The following is a 17,604-nucleotide window of genomic DNA, read 5'->3' on the forward strand; positions in this document are numbered from 1 at the left end:
CTATCAAATCAATTCGAATAAGGGGAACGGTACGGACTGACCGGCAAGGGCATAGGCCCGCTCAGGTCTTCAAACAAGTAGCGCAGGTAGGCGTTACCGACGTACTGGCGATAGTCCTGGGCGTTGTCGAGACCGACTTCGCCACCCAGGTAAAAGCGCGAGCTGAGGCGGTATTCGGCGGCGGCGTTGAAGCTGTAGCCGATGCCGGTCTTGCTGCTGGAGTCGTATGCTTGATTACCCAGCTCTTTGTGGCCTGGAAAATAAGCGACGCCATCTTGCTCGATATGCTGCACACCCACCGAGCTTTTTAGCTGGTAGCTGAAACGGTCAAAACTCTGGGCCCAACGCACCGGAACACCTAGAGAGAAGAAGCGTTGCGGACTGAAGTACCCGCCTTGGCGGTAGGTGTAGAAACCCTGGTTCTCACTGAAGCCCATAGCCGAGCCACTGATACCTAACGTCAGGGTGTCGGACGGGTTGTTGCGCAGGTACCAGTAGATGCCGCTCCCCAATTCCAGACGGGTGTTGTCATCGACATGATTGCCCAGCAATTCGTGCAACGAACCATAGCCGTACACACCAAGTTTCTGGTTGTCATAGCTCAACTCGCCACGGCCACCATTGGCGGTGACGCCGCCCCACTTATTCCCATCGCCGTCTTTAGAACCCGCAAAGGACGTCACGCTATCGGTGACCGGACGCCGGGATACGTTGACGCCATAACGGAAGTTCGAATTGGCTTCAAACGGTCGGGCCACACTGACGCCACCGACCACGGTACTGTAAGTAAAGCCCAGCGGACTAACGCCGACGTCAGCCTTGAGCCCCTTGTCCGGATCTTCCACCGCCACAGCGAGACCTACACCGGTGTCGCTCTGCGAGCCGGCCGGTTTCGGGGTGCCCTTGCCAAAACGTGACAAGGCATCGTCGCTTACGCTACCAGCGCTCAAGTGCACCGGCGTCACGCGCAGCGCAACGTTCAGATCCCCCACCGGCATCCGCGCTTCGAATGGCGCCTCGACGTCAGTGATTTTGCTCAAGCCGCTTTCGCCATTGTTGCTGCGAACGCTCAAGCCCTGCACCAGGTAACCGGTGCGATCCCGCAGGATCGTATCCAGCGCACGACGTGCCGGGCTGAGGTTGGCGGTGTCGAGTGCAGCAATGCTCGACGGTGGCTCGAACGGCTCGTTCCAGTTGTTCGACGCCGGACGCGCGGAGGCTGCCAGGGCATTGTCCGGCACGACATTGGTCGGTGCATCAATCGGCGGCGGCACGGCGCCGGCGACGGTCAGGTCGGTGACCTGGCGACGCTGGCCCGGCAAGCCGACGAAGGGGTTGTAAGGCACGCCCTGGGAGCCGGCCTGAGCCAATTGCGTCTGGCTCTTCTGGCTGTTCTCAATCGCCAACGCCTTGCGCAGCAGCGCAGCGGCTTCGTTGTTTTTGCCCAGCCCCTGATAGATGCGCGCAGCCGAGGTGAGGATCTCGGGGTTGCCCGGTTCCAGGGACAGCGCCTTTTCACTGGCGCTTTCCGCCAGGCCACGATCACGGCCTTGCAGCGCGATATCCGCCAGGCCCAGTTGCAGGCGAGCGTTGTTCGGGTTCTGCTGAATCAGCGGCGCATAAAGCTCCATGGCCTTTTTGCTATTGCCGCTGGCCGCGTACATCCGCGCCAGGGCACCTACCGCCATAGCGTCGTTGGGACGCTGGGCAAGGGCCGGCGACAGCATGTCGTAGGCCGCGACCAGGTCGTTTTTCTCACGCAGGGCATCAGCCTGTTTGACCCGGTACAGGTAGATCAAATCGTCGTAACGCTGGCGACCGGTTTCACTCAGCGGCTTGCCCTGCACTTCACGCAGGATGTCGCCCGCCTCGGTGTAGTGGTTGGCCTTGAGCAGCACATTGGCGTACAGCAGTTTCTGGTCGACGGTCGGGTTCGGATTGTTATCCAGAACCTTCTGCATGATATCCAGGCCCTGCTGCGTCGCGCCGACTTCCACATAAGCGGCAGCCAGCACTGCCAGGCGCTCAGGCTTCTGCCGGGTCATGGCTTCACTGCGGCCCAGCAGCGCGAGGGCTTCCGGGCGCTGGCCACGGCGGGCGGTCTCGATGGCGATGTCGGTCTGCTTGTGCAGCGCGATATCGATACCCAGCTCGTTCATGTCAGCGGTACGTTGCCCCGCAGGGATACGCGCCAGGGTCTCTTCAGCCTTTTTCCACTCACCCAGCTCCGCCGACAGCAGCGTGCTGGTGTACAGCGCGTCCGGCTGGTTCGGCTGCTTGGCCAGCAAGCCGTCGATCAAGGCACGGGCGTTGCGAATCTGGCCGTCGCGCAGGTAAATGCGCGCCAGGGCGAAGCGTGTCCACGGGTTTTCCGGGTCGGCATCAAGGGCTTGTTTGTAGGCGGCTTGCGCGGCTTTCAAATCGCCCCGCTGCTCGGCCAGCTTGCCGACCTGGGTAGCGCGCAACGCGGTGATTTTCACACTCGGCGCGAACTTCGCGCGCTCGGCGGGCGACACCGAGTCGATCAGCTTCAAGGCTTCTTCCGGCTGCCCGGATTGGGACAGCACGTTGATCAAGCCGCTCAGCGCGTCCGGGTCGCCAGGATGACGGGCGAGCACTTTGCGGTAGCCGGCTTCAGCGGTGTCGAACTGATTGTCCTGGGCCTGGAAACCCGCCAGTGCCACGGCAGCGCCGGGCTGGCCAGGGTTCAAGCGTTCGGCCTGGGCCACCAGGTCGCGGGCCTGGCTGCCGCGCCCGCCACGCTGGGCGTCACGGGCCTGGTTGAGCAGGTTCCAGTAGCGCACATCATTGAGCGCCGACTGCCATGCCGCGCCACCCGGCAAACGGGTGGCCTGAACCAGGTAGCTTTCAGCCTCGCTGAAGCGCTGCTGCTGTTGACGCAGCACGCCCATGCCGCCGAGGGCATCGACGTCATTGGATTTTTCATTGAGGCGCGCCGCCAATAGCGGCTCGGCGGTTTTCAGGTCGCCGTCATCCAGCGCCTTGAACGCCTTGGTCATCTGCGGATCACGCTGCCAACCGGCGCCGGTCTTGCCTTGGGCAATGCCCTTGTTCATCAGCGCACGGATTTCGCTGTCGTCCGGATGCGCCGCCAGAAACTGCTGGAACAACGGCACCTGGTCGCTCTTCGGCGGGCCGAGCCAGATCAGCGCAAAGCGCCAGGTTTCATCGGCGTTGCCGCCCACGTCGTTGTTCGGGGCCAGCTTGGCCAGGGCGCGGATGCCGTCGGCGCGGGTGGCCGGGTTACGCGCCAGATGCTTGGCCAGGAACAGCGCCACAATCGGGTCGTTCGGCCGCTCGCGAGACAAACGCTGCAAGCCGGCGATGGCCTCGTTCGTGCCCTTGGGCGTGAAGCCCAGGGTGTTGTAATACTCGCGGGCAAGCAGGCCCTGGGGCTGGCGCCCCTGGAAGATCTGGCGATACAGCGCCACCGCTTGTTCGCGCTCTTCTTCAGGCTCGCCGAGTTCACGGGCCTGTTCCAGCAACTTGGCGTTGGCCGGGATGTTGACGGTGATGTCCTGCTCCAGCAGCAAGGCCTGGCGCGGTACCGGGCTCAGCGCCTGCAGGCGGGCCAGGTACTTTTGCGCTTCGGCCGGACGCTGTTGTTGCACCTGGATCAAGCCAATGCCGTATAGCGCATCCGGCTGTTCGGGGCTCAGGCGCAGCAGTTTCTGCCAGGTCTCGAGGGCGCGTTCCGGGTTCTTTTTCGACTGCCAGTAATAGCCCTGCTCGATCAGCAGGCTTTGCGGGTCAGTGGTTTCGGCAAAGCTGGCGCTGGAAGCCAGGGCCGCCAGAATCGCAATGGCTAGCGTGTGACGGCGCATGCAGACTCCCAGAATAATTTCACCGTGCCGTCTTGTTCGAAACGGTACTTTTGATCAGCGAAGCCCTGGCCGAACAGGCTGAGCATGTAGTCGTAGTAAATCGGCTGGGCGCTGTCCGGGGCCGAAGGCGCGAGCGCCTTGGCGAGGGCGTCGTCGACTTTCTGCTTTTGCAATTGCGCCAGGGCGGTTTCGCCCCGGGCCTGGAAGAAGGCCATGGTGGAGGCCGAGAAACCCGTCGGCGTGTAGCCGTTGTTTTTCTCGACTTCACCGGTCAGCACGTGGACTTTCTCCGGCGGCAAACCGCTGACCGACGCAGCAGTGGCACGGGAAATCCCGCCCAAGGCCTTGAGCATCGGCGCGGCCAGCGGGTCGCTCTTGGCGGTCATGCCGGCCCAGAGGTAAGTGCGGATCGCGTCGTAGCTGCCCAGGTCATCGGAAAACGGGTCGACGATAAACAGCCCGGTGTTCGCGCTGGTGGCGCGGTAACCGACCCAGTTGGCCGCCAGGCCATGGGGATTGCTCGGCAGGTCGGCGAGCATCTTCGCGTTGCTCTCGGCCACTTCGTTCCAGCCGGCGTTCGGGCGCTCTTTTGCAAAGCGGCGCAGTTGCGGCAGTACTTGATAGCTGGGGTTGAAGCGCCACAGGCCTCCCGCGTGTGCATAGCCCACCGGCCCCGGCAACAGCATCTTGCCCAGGCCCGGTACGCGCACGATCAGGTTGCGTTCAACGTTGGCCAACACCAGTTGCGCGTCGCTGCGGTACTGCGGTGCGTTCCACACGCGCGCGGCTTCAAGCAACGCATAGGCCATCCACAAATCGGCGTCGCTGGCGGAGTTGCTGTCGATCGCGCCCCACTTGCCATCGTCACGCTTGCCCCACAGCCAGGCCGGCAGGTTCTGGCCGATGTCGGCGCCCGCCATGTTGGACTTGGTCCAGGTCCAGAGCTTGTCGAAGGTCGCCCGGTCGTTGCCCACCAGGGCAAAGAACATCGCGTACGACTGCCCTTCCGAGCTGCTTTCCGTCGGCTTCATGGACGAGTTCAACACCCGGCCATCGTCCTGGATAAAGCGCTTGGCATAGTTCTGCCACAGCGGCCAATCGCAGGTCTGTGCCTGGGCGGCACCGGCAAGCAATGTGCTGCCAATCACCGCCAGGATCGCGCTACGCAAAGGGCTCATGCCAACCGCCGTTTTGCACGGGCACGCAGTGCCAGGTAGATCAGGCAGGTCAGCACCAGCAGCCCCAGGAAGGTAATCGCCAGCATCCAGCCCAGGTTCTGGGACAGCTGCCATTGCATGAATTTGAAGTAGTTCAGGTCGCCGACGTAGTACTGCTGGTCCGCGACCAACGAGCTGATCTGCGTGCCCTGCACCACCGCCAGGCTGCCCTGGATCGAGTCTTTGTAGTCGTCACCGCCAATCAGCGCCGAGGTCGCTTCAAGCAGGCCCTGAGGCTGGTTGCTGGCGATCAGCACCACACTGCGCCCGGCCTTGAGCGGCGATTGGAAGCCGGCGAACCAGGTGCTGTTGCTCAGGCCGCTGAAGGTGATGCCGGCATTGGCCGTATGCTGGTTGGCCGCGGCGTCCGGGCTGATCCAGCTGCGCACATAACGTGGCAGGTCAGACAACAGGAAGTGGTGCTGCAGGCCGTCACTGGTGGCCGGCAGGTATTGCTGCCATTGCTGCAGCAGCGGCTGGTTGCCGCCGGTGGCGAGCACCAGAAGGTCTTTGTCGGCAACGCTTTGCACGTCTTTGGCCTGCACCACTTTGACGGCGGTGGCCGGGTAGCCGGTGGACTCGCCGAAGCGGCCCATCACAGTCAGGTAGGCGCTCAATTCATCGGTGCCGACGTTGTCCGGCATCACCACCGCCGACTCCGAAAGGTCAGCCAGGCGGGTGAACGGGAAGCCGGAGTCGTTGAACACGCCCAGGTTCGGCATGGCGATAAAGTGCTGGTAGCTGCTCAGGTCCAGGCTCGAGTCCGGGTCAATCGCACCGCGCATGTTGTCGACGATGATGTCCCGGCATTCGCCTTCCTTGATGTAGTCGTACATGAAGCGCAGTTGCAGCTTGGACTTGGGCGAGGCCGAGCTGATCGGCAACAGGGTCGTCACTTCACGGGGCAGGGTTTCGTCTTTCTTCAGCTGGTCCAGCAGGCTCTGCCCACCGCCCAGGTTGCTCACCGACGGCAACGCAACAGACTTCATGAACTGGTCGTTCAGGCCGATCAGCAAGGAGGAGTTGGTGGACACCTGCTGCGGCGTGTAGCGGTATTTGACGTTGAGCGGCACGCCCTCTTCACGCCAGTTGAACAGGTCGGGCGGCAGGCGCAGGTCGACGCTGATCGGGCCCGGGTTGTAGCCGGAGACGTTGAGCTTTTTCAGTTCTACCAGCTCGCCAAGGCGTACCGGACGGTTGCTGGGCAGCCAGTTCGGCGCGTCGTAAGGGCTGCGCGGGGCCAGGGTGTCGAGCCTGGTGATGACCACGCTGTTGCCGGTCAACACCGGGTTGCCCAGCACCACGGCGGTGGCGGCACGCTTGAGTTCGGCGCCATCACGGCCGGAGACGATCAGCAGCTTGCCATTCGGGTCGTTGGGGTTGGTGATCAGGGTCAGGGTCGGCCCTTTAGGCTCAGGGACCGCCACACCGTGTACGTCCACGGCCTGAGTACTTTGCACCAGCACGATGGCGTTGCCCTTGGCCGGAATCTCGCCAAGGGTGGTCGGGAACGTCGCACCCCGGTAGCTGGCCAAGCCGCCTACCCACGACGACAGCGCACCGGCAGCTTCCAGCGCGGCGTTGTCCGGCGCGCTGGCAAACACGAACGGCAGGCTGACCTGGCGCGCATCACGCTTGTCGAAGAACGGCAGCGGCAACACCGACAGGTCGTCTTTCAAGACGATCGGCTGCACCTGCACTTTCAGCTCACTGCTGTTGCTGATCTTGGCCCACAGACTGCTGTGCAGCGGGTCTTCACAGGACATGGTGTAGTGGCCGATGAACTGCAGGCTCAAGCGGTTGAATTCGGTGATCAGGTGCGCCGGAATCTGCACCAGTTTTTCCTGCTGGATACCTGCGCCCTCTTTGGGCAGCGGCAGGCTGGCGGCGACTTCGTCGTTGACCAGCACGTTGATCTGCGACAGGTCCGCCAGCAGCGCCGGCGAGTAGCTGTACTTGAGCAACAGTTGCGCGCCCTTCACCACTTCATCGGCACGGATGTCGAAGTTGACGCTGTCGGACGCTTCCACGCCTTGCAGGTTCATGGTGTCGCGACGGCCCAGTTGCTTGAGGGTCAGGCTGTAGCCGTCGTCAGTGCTCTGCACCGCAACAGCGGGTGCAGCGGCCTGTGCCTGCGAGCCCAGGCCCAGCAGCGAAGCGATCATCAGCGCGAGCACGCCGCGCGACTGCGGGCGGGCAAATAGTGTGGAAGTCATGGCTTGTCCATCAGCGTATCGAGCGGTTGTGAGGGAGTGCGGCGCAGGGCCAGACGCAATTCATGCAGCGTGGCGCGACCCAGGGTAAACAGGCCGCCGATGCCGATGGCACCGACTTCACGCAGGGCTGACAACGGTGTATCGGGCTGGCCGGCGCCCCAACTCGCGGCCCAGGTGTCGGCGCGGGAAAACGTCAGGCGTACCAGTTCGCTTTGTTGGCGCAGGGACAGTGCATCGAATTGCGCGCCAATCTGCGCGCCCTTGCTGAACACCACCCGCGCCTGGAACAGGCTGTCTTGTCCGTTGCGCGACAGCACCAACTGCAACTGTTCGCCCCGGGCAATCTGGTGCCCGTCGGCGAGGATCAGGCCGAAGCCGTTCTGCGAGAAATCCTGGGTCGTGCCTTTGAGCACACGACCGTCGGCGCAGATCACACTGACCGGCAATTTCGCGCTGACCCGCGGCTCGGAGCGCACTTGCCGCGCTTCGGAAGCCACCGCCACTGCAGCGCTGGTGATAATCAGGTTGTAGAGGGTCCAGGTCAGGTTGATCGCCACGGTGACCGCGGTGGACTCGTCGCCCCAGATCAACTGATAAAGACCGAAGCACAGCCCGACCAGGTTCACCGCCAGCAGTACCAGGTACGGCCGGGCGAGTTTCCAGTCGAAGAACTGCTTGTCGATGATCCCGCCCTTGTCGGTGACGTTGAAGCCGCCCGCCTTGGGGTTGACCAATGCAACCAATACCGGCGGCAGGATGTACCAGGCCAGTACGGTCTCGTAGACCTCGTTCCAGAACGAGTGGCGGAAGCGCCCCTGGATCCGCGAGTTGGTCAGGCTCGAATGCACGAGATGGGGCAACACATAGGCGACAATCATCAGCGCCGAGGCGTGGAAAATCTGCGCGCCGAAAATCAGGTAGGCCAGCGGCGCGGTGAGGAACACCAGCCGCGGCAAGCCATAGAAGAAGTGCAGCATCGCGTTGGCGTAGCAGATGCGCTGGCCCCACTTCAAGCCTTTGCCCAGCAGCGGATTGTCGGTGCGGAAAATCTGCGCCATGCCCCGCGCCCAACGGATGCGCTGGTTGATGTGGCGTGACAGGCTTTCGGTGGCCAGGCCCGCGGCTTGCGGGATCGCCAGGTAAGCGGTGTTGTAGCCCAGGCGGTTGAGCTTGAGCGCGGTGTGGGCGTCTTCGGTGACGGTCTCGACGGCCACGCCGCCGATTTCCAGCAAGGGCTTGCGGCGGATCACCGCACACGAGCCGCAGAAGAACGTCGCGTTCCACAGGTCGTTGCCGTCCTGCACCAGGCCGTAGAACAACTCGCCCTCATTGGGCACGGCGCGGAAGGTGTCGAGGTTCTTTTCAAACGGGTCGGGTGAAAAGAAGAAGTGCGGCGTTTGCAGCATCGCCAGCTTGGGGTCCTTGAGGAACCAGCCGAGGCTGACTTGCAGGAAGGAACGGGTTGGCACGTGGTCGGCGTCGAACAGCGCGATGTACTCGCCATCGGTGACCTTCAACGCTTCATTGAGGTTGCCGGCCTTGGCGTGGAAATTGTTGTCGCGACGGATGTAGTTCACGCCGATCTTGCGGCAGAAATCGCGGAAGTCGTCGCGACGGCCATCGTCGAGCACGTGGACGCGCAACTTGTCCTTGGGCCAGTCCATCGCCTGGGCGGCGAAGATGGTCAGTTTGACGATGCTCAACGCCTCGTTGTAGGTCGGGATGAACACGTCGACGGTGGGCCACTCCGACGGTTCGGTCTTGAGCCACACCGGCTCGCGGCGCAGCGGCCAGGCGGTTTGCACGTAGCCGAAGATCAGCACCACCAGCGCGTACAGCTCGGCGAGCACCAGGCCGTAGCCGAACAGCATGTCGAGCCAGGTTTCAAAACCCAGGGTGGAAGTCAGCCGCCAGTACATGTAGCGCAGCGACGCCACCAGCGACAACACCACCAGCGCGAGGATCGCCATGCGCCCGGGAATCTTGCGCAGCACCAGCACCGCGAGGAAGCACACGGCGGCAAACAGGCATTGGCTGTAGAGGTCCAGCGGGGCGCTGACAATGCTCACCAACAGCAAGGTGCCGACCACACAACTGATCACCACCAGCACTTTGCGCAGCGTATCGGGCCAGCGATTGAAGCGCGAAATCGCGGCGTCCAGCCGCTGCTCGGCGCGCCCCGGAGTGTGGGGCGTAGAGGACGTAATGTCGGTCATGGAAGGTCCGAATCGATTCGTTCGAGCAGCGTGCGGCACAGGGCATGAATGTCCTGGCAGCCGAGACTGTTGACGGTAGGGTCGAGGGGATCGCGGCCGCAGGCCTGGGCTTCACTGAACACCGGGTCACGGTGGACCGTGCCCAGCAGTGCATCGCCGAGGCGGGCCTTGAACACTTCGGCCATGTCCAGGCTGAAGCGGTGGGCGCCGTCGAGTTGGTTGATCACGTAGTAACGCAGTGGCGGTTTTTCGCGCTCAAGGTACGGCGCCAGCACACTGTCCATCTGGGCCAGGGTGCTGAATGAGGAAACATCCGCCTGCACCGCCACCAACACCACGTCTGCCAGGGCCATGGCCTGGTGCAGGTACACCGTGTTGCCGGCAGGCACGTCGATCACCACCGTGTCCTGGCCATTCAACTGCAAGCCGGCCAGGTGCCGGGGCAGCCATTGGGCGTCTTCGCCGAGCCAGCGATTGAGGTTTTTTTGCTGGTCGTTGTTGGTCTCACCGAAGGCCACCAGGCGGCAACCGGCAAAGCCGCGCTCAGCCAGGCCTTCCCAGGACTCATTGCTCAAGCTCGTCGCGCCGATGCCGGGCAAATTCAGGCCCAGGCACAAGTGATGACGCAGGGCGTTTTGCGGGTCCAGGTCCAGCGCCACGGCCGGGTGGCCTTGACGCTGCAAGCCGCTGGCAATGGCCGCGGTCAGCGTGCTGCGACCGACACCGCCCTTAAGCGAGACCACCACGATCACCTTGGGTGAGGATTGATCCGAGTACACCTCACCGGTCGGCCCTTCGACCACTTCGGGAGGTTGCAGGTGATCGGCTTCGCCCTGGGTCAGCTCTTCGAGCAAGCGCAGCAATGGCGCCGACGGCGGCTCATCCAGCGCGACGGTGCAAGCGGTTTGGGCCGGGATGGGCACGGCGTCGAAAGGCTCGACCACCACGTCATCCTCAAGATAATCGTGGACGGCGTACATCTCCCGGTAGCCATTTGGATTGGCGCCCAGCTTATTGAATAGTTTTGAAATATCGTCTGCGCGACTCACCCACGGCCCTCCCCGGTTATTACGCTTTAAAGGCGTTAAAAAGGTCAGCCCGTTGAGCTGACCTTGGTTTTTCTAGTTATGTGTTGGCTGGCGGCATTCTGTGATATCAGATTGATGGTGTCAGTATTTTGATGCTTTTGGATGAATTCTTTCCGACGAGCGGCTTAGTGCCGTATTTTTGACTTATTTGGCGAATTTTTATCATTTTCTTTCAGATCAGAAGCTTGCGGCGGCTTCTAACAATTTTTCTGGCCGCCTGGTCAGGAAAAATTGCTTAGCTGACGAATCAAATTACTACTTAGTAATTAACCGCCAACGTTCCGTGAACCGGGTTAAACGATTCCGCTATTTATATGACGCTTAATATTTCGAAACAGAATACGGTAAGACTCACCTTATTCAAGGGAAAAACGATGACCGTTATGTCGAAAACATCTAAGAGAAAGACCATGAGGCACTAATGCCTCTAATGGATATGTTTCTGTATCAAGTTGTATGCAATCCCCTTCTCAACACATGCCGAAGCAAAACGCCGGGTGCATGACACAGGCCGGATACCTCCCGGGCGCTCAATAGGCTCCAACGCAACACACACCCTATTGAACCTCAGAGGACACCACCATGAACCGCAACACCCTCATCGCCAGCAGCCTGTTTGCCTTGCTCAACGTTGCCGCCTTTTCGGCCCATGTCCAGGCCAGCCCCAAGCTGGATGTACAGCAAGTACTGTCGACCGTGGACGATGGAGGCGCGGCGTGTGGCGTGGTGAATGCGCGGATGACCTACCTGGATTCCCATGGGCAGAAGCGGGTGTTTGAGTACAAGAAATTTGCCGATTCGTGTAACGAAGGCAGCTAAAAGCTGAACGACAAAACCTGTGGCAAGGGAGCTTGCTCCCGCTGGAGTGCGCAGCGCTCCCACTGTTTTGGGCCTGCTGCGCAGCCCAGCGGGAGCAAGCTCNNCAAGCTCCCTCGCCACAAAACCTCATCTGAAGCTAAATGGGATTAACCGCGAATACGGTGCTCGGTGAACTCATAATCCTCCTGGCAATCGTCGGTCGGGTCCGCCGCCACACCAGGTGCCGTTCTCGGTTTGAATCGGCTGGGTTTGCTGCGCATCGCGGAAAAACGTGATGGTGAAGCGGCCGTCGGGCTTGAGGTTGTTGTTCCAGGACAGGAACTGGCACTTGCCGCTTTCTGCACGCAGGCCTTTCCAGTGATCCAGCGCATGGGATTGGCGGGGCTGGGGTGGCTGAAACGAGGCCGCGCAGAGAAAACCCGGTCGGTTGCAAAAATAGTCAGAATTCAGGGGTTTACAGATGCTTGCCAATCGCTATAATCGTCGCCCTAACACGCCGGTATAGCTCAGTTGGTAGAGCAACTGACTTGTAATCAGTAGGTCCCGGGTTCGACTCCTGGTGCCGGCACCATACAAAACGAAGCCCTCGCAGAAATGCGGGGGCTTTGTTGTTTCTGGATTGCTCTTACCACAGATCCTGATCTGGCAGCCTCTCTACTTTCCGCTGATCATCTACCTGCTCCCACGCCCCTCTGCAATCCTTTCGAAACCCCCACCTTCTGTAACGACGCTCGCATCGATCTTTGCATGCGACATTTTGGGTTGAGACGGAACAGCGCAGAGCGATAAATAAATCCGTCCCCTTTACGCAAAACAGCGCCCCAGGGGCAAGACAGCGGGCAGGTGAGACAGATCGTCGATGCCTTGTGCAAACATGGGCAGTTACGTGTAGCCGCGATTGCTCAGTTGGCGCGGTCCACGGGCATCAGATTTCGTGAGGCGGTCTTGGCGGACTTGCCAAGATTGTGTCGTGAGGCGGATAGCCTTGGGAAGATCAACATACAGGATGGCACCAAGGGTGGCCGGGCTGGTGCTAGTTACGCAAGATGAGATGCCTCGACGCTTACGAGCCAAGCGCAATATAAATACTAGCTCTAACAGCTGCTCGACTGGCGTCAGCGTGATGAGTACTCGCATTGAGAGATAGGATGCGCAGCAAATCGCGAGACTCGTAACCGGCCAGAGTGGTCACAGCGAAGAAATCTAGACGTTGACTCAACGCTCTGATGGCAATTCGCCCCTAAAAAGCACTATGCTCACAACTTCGCTAGGCCAGTAAAGTGTTAGCGCAGACATGCCAACACTGCCTCCAGAAAACAATTGATCTGTCGACTTGCATCGCTATTGCGACTACGACAGTCGTCCACTCAGGAAAAGGACATCCAGATGAGCATGATCACATGGGTAAAAAAAGAGAACAAACCCAACGCGGTGATTTTCGTACACGGTTTAAAAGGGGGCCAAGAGACCTGGTCTTTTGACGATAACATCTCATTTCCGAGTCTTTTAGCGACCGACCCGCAGCTAAGAGACCGTTACGATATTGGATGTTTCAATTATTTCACCACATTCACCACCACGTATGGTGTTACCAAAGGCTTATTTGCACGCCTATTTAGCTCAAGGAAGAGTATCAGAACAAATCTTCCAATCACTGAAATCGCTCAATTGTTACGCACAGAATTTGAAGTTAATCTAAGTGATTACGAGAAAGTCATGGTCATCGCACACAGCATGGGTGGCCTGATATCAAAGGCATGCATTCTTGGCCAGTTAGAGGAAACCCAGTCAACAGCAGTTAAGGGATTTATTTCCCTTGCAGTCCCACACACCGGGGCAAAAATTGCGAACATGGGGTCTTTCCTGTCCTCTAACGTTCAACTTAATGATCTGAGTGTCTTGAGTGATGCGGTCTACCAATTCAGCCGAGACTGGATAAACACGTCAACCCCACCACCTACAAAATACATCTATGGCGCACATGATAAATTTGTCGACAAAAAAAGCGCACTTGCAATTGAAAGCCTGAAAAAAGACTCAAGAGCGGTAGATGAAGACCATACCAGTATCTGCAAGCCCAAAAGCAAAGACGAAACAGTCTACAAAGCGGTAGTTAAGTATGTTTTAGAGTTTGAAGCGGTATACAAAGCCCCTCTTGCAGTACAGGACTTCAAAGATAACAACCAATACGACGATCATTTTTTTGTACTCAAGATGGTCATAGCCGATGTTCATGAAGGCATTACAGGCAACGCAAAAGGATACTTCTTTAATGCCGAAGAAGCTAGGAAACTGTTTACTAGTGACCATGACAAAAAGCTTCTCAGTGTCCTGTACGGTAAAGTACGAGAGATTTACCGCCAAGAACACGAACACCATATAGCGAACAAAACTACGCCAGATCAGTTCGTACAACGAGTGCATGCTAAAATAATGAGCGAAGACGGTTCATACCTCAAAACTTTGCTAGCTGAATTGGATGGTGTTCACAAAAAAGGAATGATTCATCAGCTTGCCAACAAGGAGGATATTGACGTTGTGTGGTCCGCCAATACTTCCATTGAGGATGTACTAGCTAAAAAAGGATCATCACAATGAACCAAACGCTGCCTTATTTATTGATAGACGATGATTTTTCATTAAACTATTCGTTGCTAGCACTCATAATTTATAAGTTAGGCGTATCCTCTAAGAAAAATGCAATATTGGACTTTGAAAAAATCCAAGTATTTATATACCTTACAAAAAACCCTTCAAAGATAAACGAGGTGCTGAGATTAGCAGGAAAAAAATTCGTACCACTCAACTCTCAGTACACCTACACTATTGAGAGCCTGTCAACAAATGTTGATATACTCTTCAATCGATCAAAGCTTAAAATTCTAATCAGAGAATTAGCAGCACGTGGAATGTTGGCATGTGACAATCAAACTGATCCTAGTTCAATTAAGTACCTATTGAGCCCGGCAGGAAGTTTTTTTGTAGAAAGCCTGATTGACTCGACCTCCGACGAAGCAGTGTCTCCTTCGCAACAGCCCTCTATCAGTCCAGATAGCCAAAACTACTTCTCCGCAGCTTTAGAGGTAATAGATAGTCTATTGACTTTACAAGCGCAAACAACTACCAAACTTTATTCATATCTCAATGAAGTTTTCAAAAGGAATTGAAATTGAAATCACACATCAGTATTAGCGGTCTCAATCTCGTTGGCTATCGAAAGATTTACTCAATACCTTTTTCCCCAGGTGTGAACATTATTTACGGAGATTCAGATACTGGTAAGTCGAGTATTCTAGAGTTTATAAATTATCTACTCGGTGCCAGCAGCATTGAACTTTCAGACGAAGTTAACGCAACCATCGAGTACGCAGCTCTGGAGCTAGAAATAAATGGTGTCTCTCTCACCATAAAGCGCAATATCTACGATCCAAAAGCACATATAGAAGTTTATCCGTGCGTATTTGAAAAATGCGCTGATTTCTTTCCAAAAAAATATTCGCCCAGCTTTACTGACACACATGCTCCAGATGGTTTTTTTTCCGACTTCTTATTGGATAGCTTAGGCTTCCCGAAAGTAAAAATTAAGGTTTCACCTTCCAAAGCAGATTCTGAAGTAAAACGGCTCAGCTTTCGAAATCTATTCAAATATGTATATGTCAACCAAGACGATGTCGGAAGCAAAAGCTTCTTAGATTTAAACAACTGGATAAAATCCACTAGCAACCGTGAAGTCATTAAATACATTTTCAATGTTTTGGACTCAAGTATAGCAGAACTAGAAGTTCAAGTTGCTGAGCGCACTCGCGAAAGTAAGAAACTTCTTAACAAATACACATCCGTTTCTGAATTCTTAAGAGAGACGGGCTACGACAGCCAGACCTCCATAGATGAATCGATAACAAAAATAGATAAAACCATAGATGCACTTGAAATCGAATTTACAAAAATCAACGACTCTATGGTCGCCAGCTCTCAAAACCACACAGAACTTAAAGCGATTTTCAACGAGCTATCATTAAACGAAAAACACGCAACACAGGAAATCATTAAGACGAGAGCGCAAATAGAAAAGTACTCACGTTTGAAAAATGATTATGAAAATGACATTGCAAAAATAAATAGCATCATTCATGCACAAACTAGGATTGGTCAAACTACTGAGCATGCTAACCCCTGCCCTGTTTGCGACACTCCTATCGAGCCAACGCAAGCGACTGATAGTTTCCCAGCAGTCAACAGAGACACCCTGTCGGATGAACTGAATTCCATTCAGAAAAAAAAGAAAAGCATACAATCGCTAATTGATGAGCTATCGACCAAATCGCGTGAATTAGCTAAAGACCAAGCAGCATACAATTCGGACCTGTCTCGCGCGAGAGAAATGTTGGACACCGAAAGCCAAGCAATGATCACGCCGTATCTTACGCAGCGCGATACCCTGGTTAACGAAATCGCATCCAACAAAAAAGCTCGTGACTACCTAGTTAACAATATACGCGTTAGAAATCAGCAGCAAAAAATCCATGACACGTATGAAAATTTGAATTTGACAATAAAGCAATTAAACGAGCGACTTGCTGAGCTCAGAGAGACGGCTCCAAGTATTGCCGAAGTTTTGGAGGCGCTTGGAGATTACCTCAGCAAATATCTCAAGAAAGTAAATATTAAGAGGCAAGAAGGGATTAGCATCAGCCCTAAAAGCTTTGCGCCTGTTATCCGAAATCGTGATTATCTGAACATAACGTCGGGTGGACTTAGAACGATATCCTCCGTCGGCTTTATGATTGCCCTTCTAGAGTATGCGATTGACTCTGAAATAAACCACCCCAGGCTACTAATGATTGACACAGTAGGTAAATATCTGGGCAAAACCACGAAAGAGAAGTATCAAGATCAGACTAACTTACAGGAAGATACTCGCGAAGGTATTTCTGACCCACTGAAATACCAAAATATTTATGAATATCTGCTTAGCGTAGCTAATAAAGCCGAAGAGAAAGAAGTTCCATGCCAGATAATTTTGGTAGACAACGACGTGCCTGATACATTTGTTAATCGGTACAAGGCTTACATCGTTGCTCACTACAGTTCTACTGGAGAAAATGGGCTAGCCGTGGGGCTGATCGACGATATTGAACAACAAGTAAATAATTAATAAAAAAAGAGGAATCAGGGACGGATTTATTTGCCTAAAAATAGATCCGTCCCCTTTTCCGTGCCTTTTCCGGATTATCACCACGTATCCGTACAGAGCGACCTACAGCTTGCAGGGTGACCGCGTGATGGTCTTCCGGATTCTTCACCAGCATTCGGAGCGTCGGGAGGATTGGTGATCGTTAATATGCAGAAGCGTCCAGGTATTTGACCCACTGATTACAGGTCGGTAGGGCCGACTCGTCACCACAGTACAAAGCCCCTTAACTCGGGGCTTTGTGGTATCTGGCGCTTGGATGAATATCGGCATTTGCAAGAAAATAAATCCGTCCCCTTTTTCGTTTTGTTATTTCTGGGGATTTGCTTCGCCTTCCTGTGGCGACTGCCTAGCCATCATTACGCACCTTTCTGTATTCCTTGAGCAGACCGCTTTGCCTCCATTTCCGGAAATAAATCTGCGGCTCTCTTTTTAAATTTTGGTCATTTTGGTCATTTTGGTAGAGAAAAAGTAGGCAAATATTGTTATAGATCGCTATAGTGGCCAATAGATGGCCATTTCTGCGATTTATATTCAGATTTGTGATTTTCTGTCGATGAATGGTTCAGTGAATTGTAAGAGCATTGTGAAGGAGTACGTTATGCCCTCGTTGGATTTCGATCAAGAAAAAGTGTTGTTCCGAGAGTTTTACTCCGACAATTTGAACTTGCTTGGGGATGCAAAGCTTTCATTTTGTGCATTGATTAATGCACTAGTTACTCACTCTGGAAATGTTGCCCTATCTAAAATTGAAGGGCGAGTAAAAGATAAAGAAGAGTGCATTAGAAAATTCAACATTAAATATAGAAAGAACCTTGAGGCAGAGCAAAAAATTTACTCTATTCAAGAACATATTACAGATCTTATAGGTCTTAGAGTTGTCTGCTTGTACGAGGACGACATAGAAAACATCAAAAACATTTTATGCGAGCATTTTGATTTAATTGATGTAACTGATAAAATTTCTTTAATTGAAAAAACCGAAGATTCCTTTGGTTATAAAGGGCTTCAC

10 protein-coding genes, 1 tRNA gene and 2 pseudogenes are annotated in these 17,604 nt (G+C 55.6%); 8 read left to right on the forward strand and 5 right to left on the reverse strand.

The window, feature by feature from the left end; translation table 11 throughout:
• Positions 1–8 precede the first annotated feature (8 nt).
• Genes HX786_RS12755 through bcsQ form a run of 5 tightly spaced genes read right to left on the reverse strand, consistent with a single transcriptional unit; the run spans position 9 to position 10,474 of the window.
• A complete protein-coding gene (locus HX786_RS12755) occupies positions 9–3,845 on the reverse strand; it encodes a cellulose biosynthesis protein BcsC (protein ID WP_178912167.1) in 3,837 nt (1,278 codons plus the stop codon).
• Positions 3,827–5,023: a cellulose synthase complex periplasmic endoglucanase BcsZ gene (bcsZ, locus tag HX786_RS12760; protein WP_178912168.1), complete on the reverse strand. Its 1,197-nt coding sequence runs from the start codon at positions 5,021–5,023 to the stop codon at positions 3,827–3,829. Before bcsZ ends, HX786_RS12755 begins: the two co-directional genes overlap by 19 nt.
• The gene (gene bcsB / locus HX786_RS12765; RefSeq protein WP_008435714.1) at positions 5,020–7,278 is read right to left on the reverse strand and encodes a cellulose biosynthesis cyclic di-GMP-binding regulatory protein BcsB; all 2,259 of its coding nucleotides are present in this window, start codon (positions 7,276–7,278) and stop codon (positions 5,020–5,022) included. The genes bcsZ and bcsB overlap by 4 nt, the downstream gene beginning before the upstream one ends.
• Positions 7,275–9,494, reverse strand: coding sequence for a UDP-forming cellulose synthase catalytic subunit (bcsA, locus tag HX786_RS12770; RefSeq protein WP_102367911.1), 2,220 nt, complete (start codon positions 9,492–9,494; stop codon positions 7,275–7,277). The genes bcsB and bcsA overlap by 4 nt, the downstream gene beginning before the upstream one ends.
• A complete protein-coding gene (bcsQ, locus tag HX786_RS12775; RefSeq protein ID WP_177036553.1) occupies positions 9,491–10,474 on the reverse strand; it encodes a cellulose biosynthesis protein BcsQ in 984 nt (327 codons plus the stop codon). Before bcsQ ends, bcsA begins: the two co-directional genes overlap by 4 nt.
• Positions 10,475–11,164: 690 nt before the next feature.
• Between bcsQ and HX786_RS12780 the strand changes: the two genes are divergently transcribed.
• From HX786_RS12780 to HX786_RS12815, 8 genes and pseudogenes are all read left to right on the forward strand, one after another.
• Complete coding sequence (locus tag HX786_RS12780) at positions 11,165–11,401, forward strand: DUF2790 domain-containing protein (RefSeq protein WP_177021908.1); 237 nt, start codon at positions 11,165–11,167, stop codon at positions 11,399–11,401.
• 234 nt (positions 11,402–11,635) lie between these two features.
• Positions 11,636–11,881 (forward strand): hypothetical protein, encoded by a 246-nt coding sequence (locus HX786_RS32305; protein WP_177067118.1) that lies wholly within the window; start codon positions 11,636–11,638, stop codon positions 11,879–11,881.
• Between the two features lie 15 nt (positions 11,882–11,896).
• Positions 11,897–11,972: transfer RNA gene (locus HX786_RS12790), tRNA-Thr, on the forward strand.
• 233 nt (positions 11,973–12,205) lie between these two features.
• Positions 12,206–12,448, forward strand: a pseudogene (locus tag HX786_RS12795) (integrase domain-containing protein); the annotation flags it as partial.
• A gap of 339 nt (positions 12,449–12,787) precedes the next feature.
• Complete coding sequence (locus HX786_RS12800) at positions 12,788–13,999, forward strand: ABC-three component system protein (protein WP_178912169.1); 1,212 nt, start codon at positions 12,788–12,790, stop codon at positions 13,997–13,999.
• A complete protein-coding gene (locus HX786_RS12805; protein WP_178912170.1) occupies positions 13,996–14,568 on the forward strand; it encodes an ABC-three component system middle component 4 in 573 nt (190 codons plus the stop codon). Before HX786_RS12800 ends, HX786_RS12805 begins: the two co-directional genes overlap by 4 nt.
• Before the next feature lie 2 nt (positions 14,569–14,570).
• Positions 14,571–16,556, forward strand: coding sequence for an AAA family ATPase (locus HX786_RS12810; protein ID WP_178912171.1), 1,986 nt, complete (start codon positions 14,571–14,573; stop codon positions 16,554–16,556).
• A gap of 637 nt (positions 16,557–17,193) precedes the next feature.
• A pseudogene (locus HX786_RS12815) lies at positions 17,194–17,604 on the forward strand ((p)ppGpp synthetase); the annotation flags it as partial.

The organism is Pseudomonas sp. 21615526, assembly GCF_013386245.1.
GTDB lineage: Bacteria > Pseudomonadota > Gammaproteobacteria > Pseudomonadales > Pseudomonadaceae > Aquipseudomonas.

What these genes read in the sequence shown, in the direction of transcription:
- HX786_RS12755 (WP_178912167.1), bottom strand. Translation starts at nt 3,845, where the DNA reads ATGCGCCGTCACACGCTAGCCATTGCGATTCTGGCGGCCCTGGCTTCC.
- bcsZ (WP_178912168.1), bottom strand. Translation starts at nt 5,023, where the DNA reads ATGAGCCCTTTGCGTAGCGCGATCCTGGCGGTGATTGGCAGCACATTG.
- bcsB (WP_008435714.1), bottom strand. Translation starts at nt 7,278, where the DNA reads ATGACTTCCACACTATTTGCCCGCCCGCAGTCGCGCGGCGTGCTCGCG.
- bcsA (WP_102367911.1), bottom strand. Translation starts at nt 9,494, where the DNA reads ATGACCGACATTACGTCCTCTACGCCCCACACTCCGGGGCGCGCCGAG.
- bcsQ (WP_177036553.1), bottom strand. Translation starts at nt 10,474, where the DNA reads ATGTACGCCGTCCACGATTATCTTGAGGATGACGTGGTGGTCGAGCCT.
- HX786_RS12780 (WP_177021908.1), top strand. Translation starts at nt 11,165, where the DNA reads ATGAACCGCAACACCCTCATCGCCAGCAGCCTGTTTGCCTTGCTCAAC.
- HX786_RS12800 (WP_178912169.1), top strand. Translation starts at nt 12,788, where the DNA reads ATGAGCATGATCACATGGGTAAAAAAAGAGAACAAACCCAACGCGGTG.
- HX786_RS12805 (WP_178912170.1), top strand. Translation starts at nt 13,996, where the DNA reads ATGAACCAAACGCTGCCTTATTTATTGATAGACGATGATTTTTCATTA.